The organism is Nonomuraea phyllanthi (assembly GCF_006334985.2).
GTDB lineage: Bacteria > Actinomycetota > Actinomycetes > Streptosporangiales > Streptosporangiaceae > Nonomuraea > Nonomuraea phyllanthi.
In genome coordinates, this window is record NZ_VDLX02000004.1 from 13640 (window position 1) to 32243 (window position 18604).

Here is an 18604-nt window from a genome sequence, read left to right on the forward strand (position 1 = left end):
GTGGACACGCCGGGTAATGCGTGGCCTCTGCGCTGTTTCGCTCTGGCAGGATGGTCTTGATGAAGGTACCGGGAAGCAAGATACCGGGCCTCCGCGGCAGGAAGGTTGGTGACCTTCCCGGTGTAACGGCAGTGGCGAGAATCGACCGGCGCACGAAGAGGCTGACCAAACGCCTCCAGCCGGGGGAGATAGCGATTATCGACCACGTCGACGTCGACCGGGTCAGCGCGGAGGCGCTCGTCGCGTGCGGTGCCGCGGCTGTGGTCAACGTCGCCAGCGGCATCAGCGGCCGCTACCCCAACCTGGGGCCGCAGATCCTGCTCGAGGCCGGTGTGCCGTTCATCGACAACGCCAACCAGGAGCTGTTCGAACGCGTCAAGGACGGCGACGTCGTCCGGGTCAGCGACGGGGTCGTCTATCTCGAGGACGACATCGTCGGCAAGGGCGACGAGCAGTGCATGGAGTCCGTCGAGGCGGCCATGGCCGAGGCCCGCGCCGGGCTCGCCGTGCAGATCGAGGCCTTCGCCGTCAATACGATGGAATACGTCCGCGGTGAGGGCAGGCTGCTCATCGACGGGGTCGGCGTACCCGAGATCCGCACTCCCATGGAGGGCCGGCACGTCCTCATCGTGGTGCGCGGATATCACTACAAGGAAGACATCGCCACCCTGCGCCCCTACATCCGCGAATACCGCCCCGTCCTGGTCGGCGTCGACGGCGGGGCCGACGCGCTGCTGGAGGCCGGCTACCTGCCCGACGTGATCGTGGGCGACTTCGACTCCGTCTCCACCAAGGCGCTGACCTGCGGCGCCGAGCTCGTCGTCCACGCCTACCGCGACGGCAGGGCGCCCGGCCTGGAGCGCGTCCACCAGCTCGGCCGCGAGGCCGTGATCTTTCCCGCCACGGGCACCAGCGAGGACATCGCGATGCTCCTGGCCGACGACAAGGGCGCCGAGCTGATCGTCGCCGTGGGCACCCACGGCACCCTGGAGGAGTTCCTCGACAAGGGGCGCTCCGGCATGGCCAGCACCTTCCTCACCCGGCTGATCATCGGCAGCAAGCTCATCGACGCGAAGGGCGTGAGCAGGCTCTACCGCAGCCGCATCTCGACCCCGCAGCTACTGTTGCTGGTGGTCACGGCGCTGATCCTCATGGGCGTCGCGCTGTCCATCTCGCCGCTCGGCCAGACCTGGCTGAGCGGACTGCAAGACGTCTGGAACGCGTTCATCTTCTGGTTGGTCGGACTCTTCTCGTGATCGATTTCCGCTATCACCTCGTCTCCATCGTCGCCATCTTCCTGGCGCTGGCGGTGGGCATCGTCCTGGGCACCACGCTCCTCCAGGAGCCCGCGATCGACCTCGCGCGAAGGACCAGCGCCGAGCTGACCAACACCAACAACGGCCTGCGGGCCGACCTCGACACCCTGCGCGGCAGGGAGGCGGGCAACGACACGTTCATCACCGGCGTGACGCCCGAGCTGGTGGCGGGCGGGCTGGCCGGGCAGCGGGTGCTGCTGGTCGAGACGCCCGGCTCCAGCACCTCCGTACGCGAGTCGGTCCAGCAGGTGCTCACCCAGGCCGGCGCGCAGATCTCCGGGCGCGTCACGCTGACGGAGAAGTTCCTCGACCCCAAAGGCACGGGCGTCCTCGACGGCCTGGTCAACCAGCTCAAGCCGGCCAACATGATGTTCCCCACCACCGCCACCCCCTGGGACAGGACCGCCACGCTGCTGTCGGCCGCCTTCGTCACCACCGACCAGACCCAGATGGGCACGCCCAACCCCGCCACCACCGACGTCGTCAGCGCGTTCGAGACGGGCGGGCTGCTCACCACCGACGGCGACCCGCTCAAGCGGGCCACGCTCGCCGTGATGTTCGCGCCGGAGAAGCCCTACGAGGGAGAGACCGGCGAGGGCCAGGCGGGCGCGCTCGTCTCCATGGCCAACGGCCTCGACGCGGCGGGCATGGGCACGGTCCTGGCCGGGTCGGTCATCACCACGACCACGTCCGGCGACCCGATCACGGCCCTGCGCGACGACAGCGAGATCTCCAAGCGCGTCTCCAGCGTCGACACCGTCGATATGCCCGCGGGCCGCGTCGTGATCGTCTACTCTCTCCGTGAGCAGCTGGCCGGACGCGCCGGCCAGTACGGCATGGGCAAGGGAGCCTCGGCCGCCGCGCCGGCGCTGCCGACCCCCACCCCGTCCCCCACCACCGAGTCAGGGAGCTGACATGCCTGCCACCCGGGCCCGCGGCCTGCTCTACGCCCTCGCCGGCGCCGCGATAGGCGCCGCGGCAGCCCGCGTCGCCTACGCCGCTTTCACCCGAAACCGCCCGGCCGACCTCAGCGGCCGCTGGACGCGCAAGAACCACCGCGGCGAGCCCATCACTCTGCTCGAAGGCCCCGCGTTCGTGGCGGGGGCGGGCGCCGCGGCGGCGCTCACGCCCGGCCTGCCCGGACGGCTGCGCCTGGCCGCGCTCGTCGCCGGCGGGGGCAGCGGCGCGCTCGGCGCCTACGACGACCTGTACGGCACCACGTCCTCCAAGGGGTTCAAAGGCCACCTGAGCGCGCTCGCGCGCGGTGAGGTCACCAGCGGCGCGGTGAAGATCCTCGGCATCGGCGCCACCGGGCTCGGCGCCGCCGCCCTCGTCTCCCAGGGGCCCGTCGACACCCTGGTCAACGGTGCCGCCATCGCCGGCTCCGCCAACCTCGCCAACCTCTTCGACCTGCGCCCCGGCCGCGCCATCAAGGTGGGCCTGCTGACCGGCGGCCCCCTGCTGGCCGCCTCGCTCTTCCGCGACACCCCGGCCGCCGCCGCCCTGGCCGCCGCGCCCCTCGGGGCCGCCGCCGCGCTGCTGCCCGAGGACCTCGGCGAGCGCGCCATGCTCGGCGACGCCGGCGCCAACGCCCTGGGCGCCCTGCTCGGGCTCGCCGCCGTCACCAAGCTCGGCAGGCCCGGCCGGTACGCCCTGCTCGGCACCGTCGTCGCGCTGACCGCCGCCGCGGAGAAGGTCAGCTTCACCAAGGTCATCGCCGGTAACCCGGTCCTCAACCGCCTCGACATGCTCGGCCGCCGTCCCGTCGACCCCGTGTGAGTCCGCGTTTGTCGGTGCGACCTGCCAGGATGTTCCGCGTCGGCGTGGACGGGAGCGGGGCCGAGGAGGCCGGGTGGCTGTGGTGACGGCGCGAGGCGTCGCGGGTGGTGCCATGCTCATCGGTGCCATCACGGTGCTGGCGCGCGTCGCCGGCTTCGTCAAGCAGTACGCCTTCGCCCAGACGGTGGGCACCAACTGCCTGGCCACGGCCTACATGACGGCCAACCAGATCCCCAACATCGTGTTCGAGGTGGTGGTCGGCGGGGCGCTGGCGGGCATGGTGGTGCCGGTGCTGGCGGGCGCGGCCTCCGCCAGGTCGGCGGGCGGCGTCGGCTCGGCGGGCGCGGGTGGTGGCGGGCCGGCGGGACCGGGCGACATCGGGCCGGCGGGTTCGGGCGGCGCCGGGGGCGGCTCGTCCGCGAGCCCGACGGGCCCGTCCGGACGGGCGGAGGTGTCAGCGGTGGGGGAGCGGGCCGGGTGGATCAGCTCGGCGCTGCTGACCTGGGTGATCGTCGTGCTCGTGCCGCTCGGGGCGCTCACCGCCCTGTTCGCCGAGCCGATCACCGGGCTGTTCTTCGGCACGTCCATCGACGGGTGCCGAGACACCGGGGCCGTGACCGCGGTCGCCGCCCGCATGCTGGTCGTCTTCGCCCCCCAGATCCCGCTGTACGGCGTCGCCGTCGTGCTCTACGGCGTGCTCCAGGCGCACAAGCGCTTCGCCGGGCCCGCGGTCGCGCCGCTGGTGTCCAGCATCGTCGTCATCGTGGCCTACCTGCTGTTCGTCCCGCTCACCACCGGCGTGATCGATCCCGGTGACCCCGCCAGGGTGCCGAGGCCGGCCGAGCTGGCGCTGTCGGTGGGCACCAGCCTCGGGGTGCTGTCGCTGGTGCTGGCCGTGCTCGGGCCCACCGCCCGGCTGGGGCTGCGGTGGCGGCCCACCTTACGGTTCCCCGACGGCGTGGCCGCCCAGGTGCGCAGGCTCGCCCTGGCCGGGATCGCCGCGCTGCTCGCCCAGCAGGCCACCATGATCGTCGTGGTGTGGCTGTCGAACAACGCGGTCGGCAACGGCGCGCTCGCCGTCTACAACTACGCGTGGGCGATCTACCTGGTGCCGTACGCGGTGCTGGCGGTGCCGATCGCCACCAGCGCGTTCCCCCGGCTGTCGGCCCAGGCCGGAGAGCCCCTGGCGTTCGCCGAACTGGCCGCCGGCACCACGCGGGCCGTCGTGCTGGTGTCAGGGCTGGCCGCCGGGGTGCTGGCCGCCGCCTCCGGGCCGGGCGCCGTGGTGTTCCTGGGCTACAAGTCCGACGTCGACGCCGTCGAGCTGGCCCGGGCCATCGCGCTGTTCGCGCCCGGGCTGGTGGGATACTCGCTCATCGCGCACCTGAGCCGGGTCCTCTACGCGGCCGGGCACGGACGCGCGGCGGCCGGCGGCACCGTGGCCGGATGGGTGGTCGCGATGGTCGCGCAGACGGCGTTCGCCCTGACCCTGCCCGAGGCTTGGCGGATCGGGGGGATGGCGCTCGGCATGAGCGTCGGCATGAGCGCGGGCGGGGCGCTGCTGCTGGTCGCGGTGGTGCGCGCCCGTGGAAGCGCGGCCGTGGCGGGGCTGCCCAGGGCGGCCGGGGCCGCGGTGCTGGGCGGGCTGGTGGGCTACCTGACGGGGGCCGCGGTCGTCGGGGTGCTGGGGGCGGGCGGCATCTGGCCGAACGTGTTCGCCGCCGTGCTGGCCGCCGTCGTGGCGCTGGCGGCGGGCGCGACTGTCGCGGCCGCCGTGGACCGGGCCGACGCCGCCGCCGTGGCCGGCCGGCTGCGGCGGGGCGGTGCCGGCGACGGAGCTGGCGGTGGGCTCGGTGGTGGGTCTGGTAATGGGTCCGGCGGGTAAGTCCGGCGGTGGGCCTGGCAGTGAGTCTGGCGGTGGGTTCGGCGGCGGAGCCGGCTGAGGGAGGAGCGGGTCGTGCGGGTGGCTTTCGTGCTGGGCACCACGTCGGGTGGTACAGGGCGGCACGTCCTGATGCTGGTGGACGGGCTGGTGCGGCGGGGACACCAGGTGGCGGTCATCGGGCCGCGCAGCGTCGAGGAGAGCTTCTCCTTCACCCGCGCCGGGGCCAGGTTCGCGGAGGTGACCGTGTCGGACCGGCCGCACCCGGCGAACGACCTGCGCGCCGTCCTCGCGATCAGGCGGCTGACCCGGGACGCCGACGTGGTGCACGCCCACGGGCTCAGGGCCGGCGCGCTGGCGGCCCTCGCCGGACAGGGGCGCAGCCGGGCATCGCGGACGGCTCGACGGCGTGACGGGGGGCGGCTGGTCGTGACCCTGCACAACGCGCTCACCACCGGCGGGCTGATCGGGGTCGTGCACGGGGTGCTGGAGCGGATCGTGGCGCGGCGGGCCGATCATGTGCTCGCCGTCTCTCCCGACCTCGGCGCGGACATGATCCGGCTGGGCGCGCGGGACGTGCGGGCCGCCGTGGTGCCCGCGCCCAGGCCGGGACCGGCGAGGCGCACCCCCCAGGAGGTCAGGCGGGAGCTGGGAGCGGGCGAGCGGCCGATCCTGCTCACCGTCGCCCGGCTGGCCCAGCAGAAAGGGCTCGAGACGCTGCTCGACGTCGCCGCCGGGCCGTGGGCGTCCGCCGAGCCGCTGTTCGTGGTCGCGGGCGAGGGGCCGCTGCGGGAGGAGCTCCGGGCCAGGATCGAGCGGGAGCACCTGCCCGTGCTGTTGCTGGGGCACCGGGAGGACGTGCCCGACCTGCTGGGGGCCGCTGTGGCGCTGCTGATGCCGAGCCGCTGGGAGGGCCAGCCGCTGACCCTCCGCGAGGCGCTCATGTCCGGAAAACCGGCAATCGCCTCCAAAGTGGGGGGAATTCCGGAAATTTTGGGGGACGCCGGGATTCTGGTTCCGTACGGGGACGTCGAGGGGCTGCGCGCGGCCGTACGAGAGCTCGTGGCAGCGCCGGGACCTGCGGAAAGGCTGGCTGCGGCGGCCGAGCGGCGCGGGCGGGAGATGCCCGGCGCCGACGACGCCGTGGAGAGCGTGCTGGCCGTGTACGGCTCCGGGAAGCCGGAGGATGATTAGGCCGGGTCGAGGCGTTCTCGTATACTGCGTGGGTTAGAGGAGGGGAGTATCCCTTCGCGACAGCCTCGTCATCACGGTGCAGCCCCACTCCACGGGGCCCCCGGGGCTGCCGGTCCGCGGTTGAGGCGGGCGGGAGAGACCTCCGGCAATGAGTCGTGCATGCCGGAGGTCTTGAGACGTGACCGTACCCGTGTGGGCCTGGCTGGCCGTGATAGGCGGCCTCCTTGTTGTCCTCGCCATCGACCTGTGGATCGTCGATCGCGGGGAGGCCCGAGAGTTCTCCATGCGGCAGGCCGGATACTGGGTGACGTTCTACGTCGCGCTCGCCGCCGTGTTCGGAGCGATCCTGTGGGTCACCTTCGGGCCGGGCAAGGCAGGTGAGTTCTTCGCCGGCTACATCACCGAATACAGCCTGAGCGTCGACAACCTCTTCATCTTCTTCATCATCATGAGCAGGTTCGCCGTGCCCCGGGCGTACCAGCACAAGGTGCTGCTCGTCGGCATCCTGCTCGCGCTGGTGATGCGCGGCATCTTCATCGCGCTCGGCGCCGCGGCGCTGGAGCGCTTCAGCTGGCTGTTCTACGTGTTCGGCGCCTTCCTCGTCTACACCGCGGTCAACCTCGTCCGGCAGCACCTCAAGGGCGAGGAGGACGAGTTCAACGAGAACGTCGTGCTGCGGTGGGTGCGCAGGGCGTTCCCCACCACCGAGGGGTACGTCGGCTCCAAGGTCACCGTCAAGATCGACGGCAAGCGCATGGTGACGCCGATGCTCATCGTGATGGTCGCGATCGGGAGCACCGACCTGCTGTTCGCGCTCGACTCGATTCCGGCGATCTTCGGGCTCACCCAGGACGCCTTCATCGTCTTCACGGCCAACGCGTTCGCCCTGATGGGGCTGCGCCAGCTCTACTTCCTGCTGGGCGGGCTGCTGCAGCGACTGGTCTACATCAGCTATGGTTTGGCGTTCATCCTCGGGTTCATCGGGGTTAAGCTGATATTGGAGGCGTTGCACGCCAGCCATGTCTCCTGGGCGCCCGAAATCCCCATCTGGGTGTCGCTCTCCGTCATCGGCGCCACCATGGTCGTCACCACGGTGGCCAGCCTGGTCAAAGCCCGCATCGACGCGCGCCAGGGCGAGGAGCCGCACCCGGAGCAGGTCTAGCGAAAAGGACTTCGAGGCGCTTTGCTTGTCTAGTTGCGCCGTGTCATAGTTGCTAGTTCTGTAACATCACGGCAAAGCGCCCAATTCAGTCACCACCAAAGGTTGTACGTGTCAGACGATTCTGCTAAGTCGAGCCGCGTCCGGCTCGCACGCGGGGTCTCCCCGTGGCTCATCCCGACGGCGGCCGCGGCGGCCGCCACCGCGCTGCTGACGCGCAAGGACCGGCGATGGGCGCTCGCGGCGGTGCCGCTGAGCGCGCTCACCGGGGGAATGCTCTGGTTCTTCCGCGACCCCGACCGCACGCCGGGCGAGGGCCGGATCCTGTCACCCGCCGACGGGGTCGTCCAGAGCATCGACCCGTGGCCGGACGGGCGCACCAGGGTCGCGATCTTCATGAGCCCCCTGAACGTGCATGTCAACCGCGCCCCTCTTGCGGGAAATGTCGCATCCGTGCAGCATGTGGCAGGTGGGTTCCTGCCGGCGTTCAACAAGGACAGCGACCAGAACGAGCGCGTGGTGTGGCATTTCGAGACCGCGCTGGGCGACATCGAGATGGTGCAGATCGCGGGCGCGGTGGCGCGCAGGATCGTGCCGTACGTGAGCGGCGGCGCCAAGGTCGCCCAGGCCGAGCGGATCGGGCTCATCAGGTTCGGTTCGCGCGTCGACATCTACCTTCCCGAAGGGATCTCTCCCGCGGTGTCCGTGGGCGAGAAGACGGTTGCGGGGGTGACCAGAATTGACCGCGGCTGACGCCGGCAGCTGGCAGGCGGAGGAGGAAGAACCTCGGGGCCCGGTCGGCAAGGCCTTCCGCCTGTCGGCCGCGGACTCCCTCTCGCTGGGCAACGCGGTCTGCGGGTTCCTCGCCGTGTGCGTCCTGGCGTACTCCGCGATCCAGCAGCTGCAGAGCCTCCACCACTTCACGCCCGACCCGAGCTACTTCGCGACCGCCATCGTGCTGCTGCTCATCGGCGCGACGTGCGACCTGTTCGACGGCCTCGTCGCGCGGCGCTTCCGCGCCTCGGCGATGGGCGCCGAGCTGGACAACCTCGCCGACGTCATCAGCTTCGGGTTCGCGCCCGCGTTCATGGTCTTCGTCTGGGGCGGTTTCACCGACCAGGTGCCGTTCGCGATGGTGGTCGCGGCGGCGGCGGCCGTGCTGGTGGCGGGCGTGGTGCGCCTGGCCAGGTTCGCCTGCGTCAAGACCAAGAGCGGTGATTTCATGGGCCTGCCCATCCCCATGGGCGCCATGACCGTGATCTCCATCGTGCTGCTGTTCCAGCCGAGCGTCTGGTCGCTGCTGGCCGTGCTGGGCGTCGCGTGGCTGATGGTCAGCCGGATCGAGTACCCCAAGCCGAAGGGGCAGCTCGCCGCGGGCGTGCTGGGGTGGATCATGGTGAACGTCGCGTTCCTGACGTTCTGGGTGGCCTGGCCGGAGGGCGGCGACCTGCCGATCAAGATCGGCGCCAGCATGCAGATCGCCCTCGTCGCGGCGATCCCCCTCCGCATGCTCGTCTACAAACGCGAACAGCGCCGCGAGGCGCGCGTCAAGTTCTAGCGCGGTCTGTTGCGGCGTCGCGCCTTTTCAGGCCCATCCGTTACGGCTTCGCGTGGTCGGCCGCACGCGCCGACGTCGGTGGCCGGCCCGTCATGGCCGGTCGTGAAGGCTCACGGGCCGGGCGCCGTGACGACGCGTGTTCTGGGCCGGCTCCGTGGTCATGCCGGGATGTGAGCCGGCTCCGTGGTCATGCCGAGGCGTGAGGCGACTCCGTGGTCATGCCGGATGTCGTGAGGCACCGCTCTCGCCGCCCTCGCAGATGTGAGGGCGGCGTGCGGTTACTGAGTGGTGACAGTCTTGTGGGGCGTCGAACTCGTGGGCGGGTTACCAGCCGCGGGCCTTCCATTCCGGGAGGGATGGGCGTTCCGCGCCCAAGGTGGTGTCCTTGCCGTGGCCCGGGTACACCCAGGTGTCGTCGGGGAGGCGGTCGAAGAGGCGCTCGGTCACGTCGGTGTAGAGCTGGGTGAAGCGCTGCGGGTCCTTCTGGGTGTTGCCCACGCCGCCGGGGAACAGCGAGTCGCCCGTGAACAGGTGGCGCCCGGCCTCGCCGCCGTCGTACAGCAGGGCGATCGAGCCCGGCGTGTGGCCGCGCAGGTGGATGACCTCCAGGGTGGCCGCGCCGACGTCGATCGTGTCGCCGTGCTCCACCGTGCGGTCGACCGGCACGGGCAGGGCGGGCGCGTCGAGCGGGTGGGCGACCGTCTGGGCGCCGGTGACCTTGGTCAGCTGCTCCAGGGCCTGCCAGTGGTCCCCGTGCTGGTGCGTCGTGACGATGGAGGCGACCGGCCCGTCGGCGATCAGGGCCAGCAGCCGGTCGGCGTCGGCGGCCGCGTCGATCAGCAGGCCCTCCCCTGTCTCGGTGCAGCGCAGCAGGTAGGCGTTGTTGTCGTACGGGCCTACGGCGAGCTTGCAGATCGTCAGGGCGGGCAACTCGCGCACGTCGGCGGGACCGCCGACCTGGACGTCACCTGTGTAGGTCATGGGTAGCCCTCCGGGGGCGTCGCGGGCAGATCAGCGGGGGCCGGCATCGTCAGCCACGGCGGCGGCTCAGGCAGGCCTGGGCCTCCGGACGTGCACGGCTGCCCCACAGGCACCAGGGTAACGCGCGCGCCGCTTGATCTCCCGGTGAGCCAGGCGAGCATGTCCGCCGGCGCGCCCTCGACCGCGGGCCCGCGTCCTAGGTCCGGCCACCGGTCGACGATCTCGCCCGAGGCGGCCCTGAGGACGATCTCGCCGATCGCGCTGTGGTCACGCGGCCAGCACGCGCGGCAGTCGTGCAGTTCGCGCAGGACGAACGCTTCGGGCCACTCGGCGGGGCCGTACCCGGCGGCCAGGTCCACGTGGTGCAGGCCGATCTCCCGGATCCGGCGTACCAGGAGGTACCAGGCGGGGTGCGGAGGCGGGCGCATGCCCTCCACCGGCGCGGACCAGCGCTCCGGCGGCAGGTCGCGGACGGCGGCGGACAGGCGGGCGGCCCCCTCTTCCAGGCCGGCCAGGTGCCGGGCGGCCGGGCGGGCGGCCGCCTCCTCGATCGCGGCGGCCCGGGCCTCGACGGAGGCGTACTGGGGGACCTTCACCCCCGTCCTCGCCCAGGTGAGCAGGTTGAGGTGGGAGTCCGCGTTCTGGGCGAGGTGGGCGAGCACGTGCCCTCTGGTCCAGCCCGGCAGGAGGGAGGGCGCGGCGATGTCGGCGTCCGAAAGCGACGCGGCCGTGGCCAGCAGCTGGTTGGTGGCCGAGGCCAGCTCGGCCTGCAGCGCGGGTAGAACAGTCATATCTAGATTTTTCATGAGTTAGGGTGACTACGCTGACCGGCATAAAGCCGCAGGTCAGCTGGTTGAATCCGGAAGGGCTCCTACCTGGCTGGGAGATGGCCGTAACCTGTGAAGGACGGATTTTCGGGGGCCGGGCATCGGCCCGCCGAAATTGTCGGAGCCCCCGTCTACCATCCCCGTGGACCTATCCGCCTTAAGACCTCCGGGATCGCCGTGGCAGACCGCCTGATCGTGCGTGGTGCACGAGAACACAACCTCAAAGACGTCTCGCTCGACCTGCCGCGAGACTCACTGATCGTCTTCACGGGCCTGTCCGGCTCCGGCAAGTCGAGCCTCGCCTTCGACACGATCTTCGCGGAGGGGCAGCGCCGTTACGTCGAGTCCCTGTCGGCGTACGCCCGCCAGTTCCTCGGCCAGATGGACAAGCCCGACGTCGACTTCATCGAGGGCCTGTCGCCCGCGGTGTCGATCGACCAGAAGGCCACCAGCAAGAACCCCCGCTCGACCGTCGGCACGATCACCGAGGTCTACGACTACCTGCGGCTGCTGTGGGCGCGCATCGGCAAGCCCCACTGCCCGGTGTGCTCGCGCCCGATCGCCAGGCAGACGCCCCAGCAGATCGTCGACCGCGTCATGGACCTCGAGGAGGGCACCCGCTTCCAGGTGCTCGCCCCGGTCGTCAGAGGGCGCAAGGGCGAGTACGCCGAGCTGTTCCGCGAGCTGCAGACCAAGGGCTTCGCCAGGGCCAGGGTCGACGGCACGGTCGTGCGGCTGGAGGAGCCGCCGACGCTGAAGAAGTACGAGAAGCACGACATCGAGGTCATCGTCGACCGCCTGTCGGTCAAGGAGTCGGCGCGGCGCCGGCTCAACGACTCGGTCGAGACGGCCTTGCAGCTGTCCGGCGGCACGATCACGCTGGAGTTCGTCGACCTGCCCGAGGACGACCCTGGCCGCGAGCGCTTCTACTCCGAGCACCTCTACTGCCCCTACGACGACCTGTCGTTCGAGGAGCTGGAGCCGCGCTCGTTCTCCTTCAACTCGCCGTTCGGCGCCTGCCCCGAGTGCACGGGCCTCGGCACCAAGATGGAGGTCGACCCCGACCTGGTCGTGCCCGACCCCGAGCGCGCGCTCGGCGACGGCGCGCTCCACCCCTGGTCGGGCGGCCACACCAGCGAATACTTCGTCAGGCTGATCGAGGCGCTCGGCCACACGATGGGGTTCACGCTCGACACGCCGTGGGAGAAGCTGCCGAAGAAGGCGCAGAAGTCCCTGCTGTACGGGCACGACGAGCAGGTGCACGTCCGCTACAGCAACCGCTACGGCAGGCAGCGCTCCTACTACACCACCTACGACGGCGTCATCCCGTGGGTGCAGCGCCGGCACGCCGAGGCGGAGAGCGACTCGACCCGCGAGCGGTTCGAGGGCTACATGCGCGAGATCCCGTGCCCGGCCTGCAAGGGGGCCCGGCTCAAGCCGGTCACGCTGGCCGTGACGGTCGCCGACAGGTCGATCGCCGAGGTGGCGGCCATGTCGATCGGCGAGTGCGCGAAGTTCCTGGCCGGGCTCAAGCTGTCCGACCGCGACATGCAGATCGCCGAGCGGGTGGTCAAGGAGATCAACGCCCGCATGGGCTTCCTGCTCGACGTCGGCCTCGACTACCTCACCATGGACCGCGCCGCCGCCACCCTGGCGGGCGGCGAGGCCCAGCGCATCAGGCTGGCCACGCAGATCGGCTCCGGCCTGGTCGGCGTCCTGTACGTGCTGGACGAGCCGTCCATCGGGCTTCACCAGCGCGACAACATGCGCCTGCTCGACACGCTGATCAGGCTGCGCGACATGGGCAACACGCTGATCGTCGTCGAGCACGACGAGGACACGATCGCGGCGGCCGACTGGGTCGTCGACATCGGCCCCGGCGCGGGCGAGCACGGCGGTCAGGTCGTCGTGTCCGGCACCGTCCAGGAGCTCCTGTCCAACGAGGACTCGATCACCGGCCAGTACCTGTCCGGGCGCAAGGCCATTCCGATCCCGCCCAAGCGCCGCAAGCGCGACAGGAAGCGGCAGATCGTGGTCAAGGGGGCGCGCGAGCACAACCTCCAGGGCGTCGACATCGAGTTCCCGCTGGGCGTGTTCACGGCCGTCACGGGCGTGTCGGGGTCCGGCAAGTCGACGCTGGTCAACGACATCCTCTACAACGCCCTGGCCAAGGAGCTCAACGGCGCCCGCACGGTGCCGGGGCGGCACTCGCGGATCAACGGCATGGACCACGTCGACAAGGTCGTCCACGTCGACCAGTCGCCGATCGGGCGCACCCCGCGCTCCAACCCCGCCACCTACACCGGCGTCTTCGACCACATCCGCAAGCTGTTCGCGGCCACGACCGAGGCGAAGGTGCGCGGCTACCAGCCCGGGCGCTTCAGCTTCAACGTCAAGGGCGGGCGCTGCGAGGCGTGCGCGGGCGACGGCACCATCAAGATCGAGATGAACTTCCTGCCCGACGTCTACGTCCCCTGCGAGGTCTGCCACGGCGCCCGCTACAACCGGGAGACGCTGGAGGTCCACTACAAGGGCAAGACGATCGCCGAGGTGCTCGACATGCCGATCGAGGAGGCCCTGGGCTTCTTCGACGCGATCCCCGCGATCAAGCGCCACCTGCAGACGCTCCACGACGTGGGCCTGGGCTACGTCCGGCTCGGCCAGCCCGCCACCACGCTGTCCGGCGGCGAGGCGCAGCGCGTCAAGCTCGCCTCCGAGCTGCAGCGGCGGCAGACCGGGCGGACCATCTACGTGCTCGACGAGCCGACCACCGGCCTGCACTTCGAGGACATCCGGCGCCTGCTGGGGGTGCTCGGGCGGCTCGTGGACGGGGGCAACTCGGTGATCGTCATCGAGCACAACCTCGATGTGATCAAGACGGCCGACTGGATCATCGACATGGGTCCCGAGGGCGGGTCCCGTGGCGGCACGCTCGTCGCCAGCGGCACGCCCGAGGAGGTCGCGCTGGTGGAGGAGAGCCACACCGGGCGCTTCCTGCGCAAGATCCTGGCCTTCTGAGCGGGTCCGTTCGCGTTCTTCCGTCTCGCCGGGGCGACGGGTGCGCCCCGGCGAGGTCCGGGTGACCGTGGCGTGCCGCCCGGCGAGGTCCGGGGGGCGTGGCGTGCCGTCACGGCCCCCGTGACCGGGGCACCCGGTCACGGGACCGAGGGGGGTCGCCCATAAAGTTGAGCGAGGGTAACGGCCTGGCCTGCAGGGGGTCAGCACGGCGCGGAGGGTCGGCACATCATGACGGTTACGGAGCGGGGCGGAGCCATGCCCGCACACGGGTTCGGGCGGCGCGAGATGCTGGGCGCGGCGGGGGTGGCGGCGTGCGGGCTCGCGCTGGCCGGGTGCAGCGGCCAGGACGCGAAGGCGCAGCCCAATCTCAAGGGCAAGGTCATCGCCAAGACGGCCGACGTGCCCGTGGGCGGCGGCACGGTGGTCGAGGACCTGCAGGTCGTGGTGACGCAGCCGACGAAGGGCGTCTACATGGCGTTCAGCTCGGTTTGCACGCACAAGGGCTGCACGGTCAGCGCCCCCAAGGACAACGTCATCAGGTGCGCCTGCCACGGCAGCGAGTTCGCCGCCGACAGCGGCAAGGCCACCAAGGGGCCCGCCGGCGCCCCGCTGGCGTCGTTCAAGGTCCGGGTCGAAGGGGACGGCATCGTCGTCGCCTGAACCCGTACTTATGCGTAGAGACCCGGATCGGGCTCAGGCACGCTGAACCGGCACGAGGGGCCGGCCGTACCTGAAGTGAAAGCCGATCTGGGAGGAACGCACCATGACGGATACGACGCGCCGCACTGTGGTGCTCGGCGCCGGGGGCGCCGGGCTCGCGGCGATTCTGACGGCATGTGCGAGCTACGGCTCGCCGACCACCGAGGCGAACGCCGAGCCGCCGGTGGAGGAGCCGGCGGAGGCGGCGTCCCCCAAGAAAAAGAAGGCGGCGGCGAAGAGCAAGGCGCTGGCCGCCACATCGGACATCCCCGAGGGCGGCGGGAAGGTCTTCGAGAACGAGAAGATCGTGGTCACGCAGCCCGCCGCCGGGGAGTTCAAGGCGTTCACGGCGGTCTGCACGCACGCGGGCTGCACGGTGGCCACCGTCTCCAACAACACGATCAACTGCCCGTGTCACGGCAGCAAGTTCAACATCAACGACGGATCCGTCGCCGACGGGCCGGCGGGCGAGCCGCTCGCGGAGAAGAAGATCACCGTGGACGGGGACAAGATCAGGCTCGCCTGATCTCATGATTTTCTCACTTACGTGCGGTTGAGTGCCCGCATGGGAGATGACCTGCAGAGCCGCCGAGCCGTGTTCGCGAGCGTGGGCGTGGGCGGCCTGGCGCTGACACTGGCCGCCTGTGGCGGCGACACAGAAACCGCGCAGCCCGCCGCCACCGGGTCGAGCGCGCCGGAGCCCGCCGCTTCCGGGTCGGGCGCGCCGGCCGGTGGAGGGCTGGCCAAGACCGCCGACATCCCCGTCGGCGGCGGCACGGTCCTCAAGGACCAGAAGATCGTGGTCACCCAGCCCACCGAGGGCGAGTTCAAGGCGTTCAGCGCCGTGTGCACGCACAAGGGGTGCGCCGTCGGCAGCGTCGCGGACGGGGTGATCGTGTGCCCGTGCCACGGCAGCAAGTTCGCCATCGCGGACGGCTCGGTCACCGACGGACCGGCGCAACAGCCGCTGCCCGAGCAGCAGATCAAGGTGGAGGGAGACCAGATCACGCTCGCCTAGCCGGGCGCCGCAGACAGACCGTCCCGTCGCGCCGGAGGAAGGCGCGGCGGGCAACCTTGTCGGTAGGGGCCACTAGTCTTTTCATGTGGCGAGATCAGCGGGCAGCCCCTTGAGTTTCCGGCCCAGGCCGGGTTCGATCCCCGATTCGCCGGGGGTCTACCGGTTCAGGGACGCGCACGGCCGGGTGATCTACGTCGGCAAGGCCAAGAGCCTGCGCCAGCGGCTCAATTCGTACTTCGCCGACTTCTCCGCGCTCCACCCGCGCACCCAGTCGATGCTGACCACGGCCGCCGACGTCGACTGGACCGTCGTCGGCACCGAGGTCGAGGCGCTGCAGCTCGAATACTCCTGGATCAAGGAGTTCGACCCGCGCTTCAACGTGAAATACCGCGACGACAAGTCCTACCCCTACCTCGCGGTCACCATGGGCGAGGAGTTCCCCCGGGTCCAGGTCATGCGCGGCGCCAAGCGCAAGGGCACCCGCTACTTCGGCCCCTACTCCCACGCCTGGGCGATCCGCGAGACCGTCGACCTGCTGCTGCGGGTCTTCCCGGTCCGCACGTGCAGCGCCGGGGTGTTCAAGCGGGCGGGCCAGATCGGCCGCCCCTGCCTGCTCGGCTACATCGACAAGTGCTCGGCGCCCTGCGTCGGCCGGGTCACCCCGGAGGAGCACCGCGACCTGGCCGAGGATTTCTGCGACTTCATGGCGGGCAACACCAGCCGCTTCATCAAGCGCCTGGAGAAGGAGATGCGCGACGCCGCCTCCGAGCAGGAATACGAGCGGGCGGCCCGGCTGCGCGACGACATCCAGGCGCTCCAGCGGGCGCTGGAGAAGCAGGCCGTGGTGCTCGGCGAGGGCACCGACGCCGACGTGATCGCGCTGGCCGAGGATCCGCTCGAAGCCGCCGTCCAGGTCTTCTACGTGCGCGGCGGCCGCATCAGGGGCCAGCGGGGCTGGGTCGTCGACAAGGTCGAGGAGAGCTCGCCCGGCGAGCTGGTCGAGCAGTTCCTGCTCCAGATGTACGCCGAGGCGAGCCCCGACGCGATGCCCCGCGAGGTCCTGGTGCCCGCCCTGCCGCCCGACTGCGAGGCGGTGAGCGAGCTGCTGACCGAGCAGCGCCGCGCCCGCGTCGAGGTGCGCGTGCCGCAGCGCGGCGACAAGAGGTCGCTGATGGAGACCGTCGAGCGCAACGCCAAGGAGTCGCTGGCGCAGCACAAGATCCGCCGCGCGAGCGACCTGACCACGCGCAGCAAGGCGCTGCAGGAGATCGCCGACGCGCTCGACCTCGACCAGGCGCCGCTGCGCATCGAGTGCTACGACGTCTCCCACCTGCAGGGCGAGAACGTCGTGGCGTCCATGGTGGTCTTCGAGGACGGCCTGGCGCGCAAGAGCGAATACCGCCGCTTCGCCGTCAAGACCAAGGAGGGCGACGTCGCCTCGATCCACGAGGTGATCATGCGGCGGTTCCGCCGCTATCTCGAGGAGCGCTCGGCGACCGGCGAGCTGGCCGCCGACGACGACGGCCACGGCCCCATCGACCCCGAGACGGGCAAGCCGCGCAAGTTCGCCTACCCGCCCAACCTGGTGGTCGTCGACGGCGCGGGCCCGCAGGCGGCCGCGGCGCAGCGGGCGCTCGACGAGCTCGGCATCGACGACGTGTCGGTGTGCGGGCTCGCCAAGCGGCTGGAGGAGGTCTGGCTGCCCGGCGACGACCAGCCAGTGATCATGCCTCGTTCAAGCGAAGGTCTCTACCTGCTGCAACGCGTGCGAGACGAAGCACACCGCTTCGCCATCACCTACCATCGGTCGAAGAGGTCCAAGACGGTGAAGGAGAGCGCGCTCGACGGCGTGCCGGGCCTCGGGCCGGCACGCAGGCAGGCGCTGCTCAAGCACTTCGGCTCCGTGAAGAAGCTACGCGAGGCCACTGCGGCGGAGATCTGCGAGGTCCCCGGCATCGGCCCGTCCATCGCCGAGGTCATCGTGTCGACGCTGAAGGGAGAGTCGCCTTGATCTCGCCAGGACGCGATTGGGCGTCCGGGCGCCATGGTGGTGCGCCCGGACAGCACATGCGGGACGGAGAGAGGAAATGAGCACCGAGCCGGCGTTCGTGATCGTCACCGGCATGTCGGGCGCGGGCCGCAGCACCGCGGCCAAGGCGCTGGAGGACCTGGGCTGGTTCGTCATCGACAACCTGCCGCCCGGGCTGCTGTTCGCGATGGCGGAGGAGGCAGGCAAGGTCAAGCTGGCCGCCGACAAGGTGGCGGCCGTCGTCGACGTGCGCAGCCTGGCCTTCACGACCGACCTCAACGCGGCCATCGAGGAGCTCGAAGGGCGCGGCGTGCGGGTGCGGGTCGTGTTCCTGGAGGCCAGCGACGAGGAGCTGGTCCGCAGGTTCGAGAACGTCCGCAGGCCGCACCCCCTCCAGGGCGAGGGGCGGCTGGTCGACGGGATCACCCGAGAGCGGGGCATCCTGCGGGAGGTCAGGGCCAACGCCGACCTCGTGATCGACACGTCCTCGCACAACGTGCACGACCTCCGCAACAAGATCGTCGCCTACTTCGGCGGCGAGGACCGGCCGGGGCTGCGGCTGAACATCGTGTCCTTCGGGTTCAAGTACGGCCTGCCGGTCGACGCCGACCTGGTGGTCGACTGCCGGTTCCTGCCCAACCCGCACTGGGTGCCCGAGCTGCGGCCGATGAACGGGCTCGACGCCCCCGTGGCCGACTACGTGCTGGGGCAGCCGGGTGCCAAGGAGTTCCTCGACGCGTACGAGGAGGTCCTGCAGGTGGTGGCCGCCGGATACGCGCGCGAGGGCAAGAGCTACGCGACGCTGGCGGTGGGCTGCACCGGTGGCAAGCACCGCAGCGTGGCCATGGCCGAGCAGCTCGCCGCCCGGTTGCGCGACCGCGAGGTGGAGGTCCAGGTGAGTCATCGGGATGTGGGGCGGGAGTGACCGATGCAGGCGTCGCGGCGGGAGCCTTGCCGCGGCCGGTGGCGGGTGGCGGAGACTCGGACGTGCCCCCGGGGGATCGCTCGTCTCCCGAAGGAGGCGAGCCCCCGGCCGCGGCCCTGACGGGACGCGCGAACGTCCCCGCCCGCGACGAAAGCGTTTCCTCTCACGGTGACGGAGGCTCGGCTCCGGATGAGGGTGGGGGCGCTCAGGACGATCACG

The 18604-nt window shown here is 71.0% G+C and carries 16 protein-coding genes; 14 read left to right on the forward strand and 2 right to left on the reverse strand.

What is annotated here, in order from left to right; all coding sequences use genetic code 11:
• Positions 1–59 precede the first annotated feature (59 nt).
• From steA to pssA, 8 genes are all read left to right on the forward strand, one after another.
• Positions 60–1256 (forward strand): putative cytokinetic ring protein SteA, encoded by a 1197-nt coding sequence (gene steA, locus FH608_RS11620; RefSeq protein WP_139630474.1) that lies wholly within the window; start codon positions 60–62, stop codon positions 1254–1256.
• The gene (locus FH608_RS11625) at positions 1253–2230 is read left to right on the forward strand and encodes a copper transporter (RefSeq protein ID WP_139630476.1); all 978 of its coding nucleotides are present in this window, start codon (positions 1253–1255) and stop codon (positions 2228–2230) included. The genes steA and FH608_RS11625 overlap by 4 nt, the downstream gene beginning before the upstream one ends.
• 1 nt (position 2231) lies before the next feature.
• Entirely contained in the window at positions 2232–3095 is an 864-nt protein-coding gene (locus FH608_RS11630) for a hypothetical protein (RefSeq protein ID WP_139630478.1), read from the forward strand.
• 73 nt (positions 3096–3168) lie between these two features.
• Positions 3169–4980: a lipid II flippase MurJ gene (gene murJ / locus FH608_RS11640; RefSeq protein ID WP_226899334.1), complete on the forward strand. Its 1812-nt coding sequence runs from the start codon at positions 3169–3171 to the stop codon at positions 4978–4980.
• 72 nt (positions 4981–5052) lie between these two features.
• Complete coding sequence (locus FH608_RS11645) at positions 5053–6171, forward strand: glycosyltransferase family 4 protein (RefSeq protein ID WP_139630480.1); 1119 nt, start codon at positions 5053–5055, stop codon at positions 6169–6171.
• Positions 6172–6349: 178 nt separating this feature from the next.
• On the forward strand, positions 6350–7333 hold the full coding sequence (locus FH608_RS11650; RefSeq protein ID WP_139630482.1) for a TerC family protein: 984 nt from the start codon (positions 6350–6352) through the stop codon (positions 7331–7333).
• Between the two features lie 108 nt (positions 7334–7441).
• Positions 7442–8083 (forward strand): phosphatidylserine decarboxylase, encoded by a 642-nt coding sequence (locus tag FH608_RS11655; protein WP_139630484.1) that lies wholly within the window; start codon positions 7442–7444, stop codon positions 8081–8083.
• Positions 8070–8888, forward strand: a complete 819-nt coding sequence (gene pssA, locus FH608_RS11660) for a CDP-diacylglycerol--serine O-phosphatidyltransferase (protein ID WP_139630485.1) — start codon at positions 8070–8072, stop codon at positions 8886–8888. The genes FH608_RS11655 and pssA overlap by 14 nt, the downstream gene beginning before the upstream one ends.
• A 324-nt stretch (positions 8889–9212) precedes the next feature.
• On the opposite strand, the gene FH608_RS11665 is transcribed toward pssA, so the two are convergent.
• Together FH608_RS11665 and FH608_RS11670 are read right to left on the reverse strand one after the other, a co-directional pair.
• Entirely contained in the window at positions 9213–9869 is a 657-nt protein-coding gene (locus FH608_RS11665) for an MBL fold metallo-hydrolase (RefSeq protein WP_139630486.1), read from the reverse strand.
• Positions 9866–10660: a maleylpyruvate isomerase family mycothiol-dependent enzyme gene (locus tag FH608_RS11670; protein ID WP_139630487.1), complete on the reverse strand. Its 795-nt coding sequence runs from the start codon at positions 10658–10660 to the stop codon at positions 9866–9868. Before FH608_RS11670 ends, FH608_RS11665 begins: the two co-directional genes overlap by 4 nt.
• 213 nt (positions 10661–10873) lie before the next feature.
• Between FH608_RS11670 and uvrA the strand changes: the two genes are divergently transcribed.
• From uvrA to rapZ, 6 genes are all read left to right on the forward strand, one after another.
• Complete coding sequence (gene uvrA, locus FH608_RS11675) at positions 10874–13714, forward strand: excinuclease ABC subunit UvrA (protein WP_139630488.1); 2841 nt, start codon at positions 10874–10876, stop codon at positions 13712–13714.
• Positions 13715–13942: 228 nt separating this feature from the next.
• Positions 13943–14374, forward strand: coding sequence for a Rieske (2Fe-2S) protein (locus FH608_RS11680; protein WP_226899335.1), 432 nt, complete (start codon positions 13943–13945; stop codon positions 14372–14374).
• Between the two features lie 103 nt (positions 14375–14477).
• Positions 14478–14939 (forward strand): Rieske (2Fe-2S) protein, encoded by a 462-nt coding sequence (locus tag FH608_RS11685; RefSeq protein WP_139630489.1) that lies wholly within the window; start codon positions 14478–14480, stop codon positions 14937–14939.
• 39 nt (positions 14940–14978) lie between these two features.
• On the forward strand, positions 14979–15431 hold the full coding sequence (locus FH608_RS11690; protein ID WP_139630490.1) for a Rieske (2Fe-2S) protein: 453 nt from the start codon (positions 14979–14981) through the stop codon (positions 15429–15431).
• 109 nt (positions 15432–15540) lie between these two features.
• Positions 15541–17442: an excinuclease ABC subunit UvrC gene (uvrC, locus tag FH608_RS11695; protein WP_193318400.1), complete on the forward strand. Its 1902-nt coding sequence runs from the start codon at positions 15541–15543 to the stop codon at positions 17440–17442.
• Positions 17443–17518: 76 nt separating this feature from the next.
• A complete protein-coding gene (rapZ, locus tag FH608_RS11700) occupies positions 17519–18385 on the forward strand; it encodes an RNase adapter RapZ (RefSeq protein WP_139630492.1) in 867 nt (288 codons plus the stop codon).
• Positions 18386–18604 lie beyond the last annotated feature (219 nt).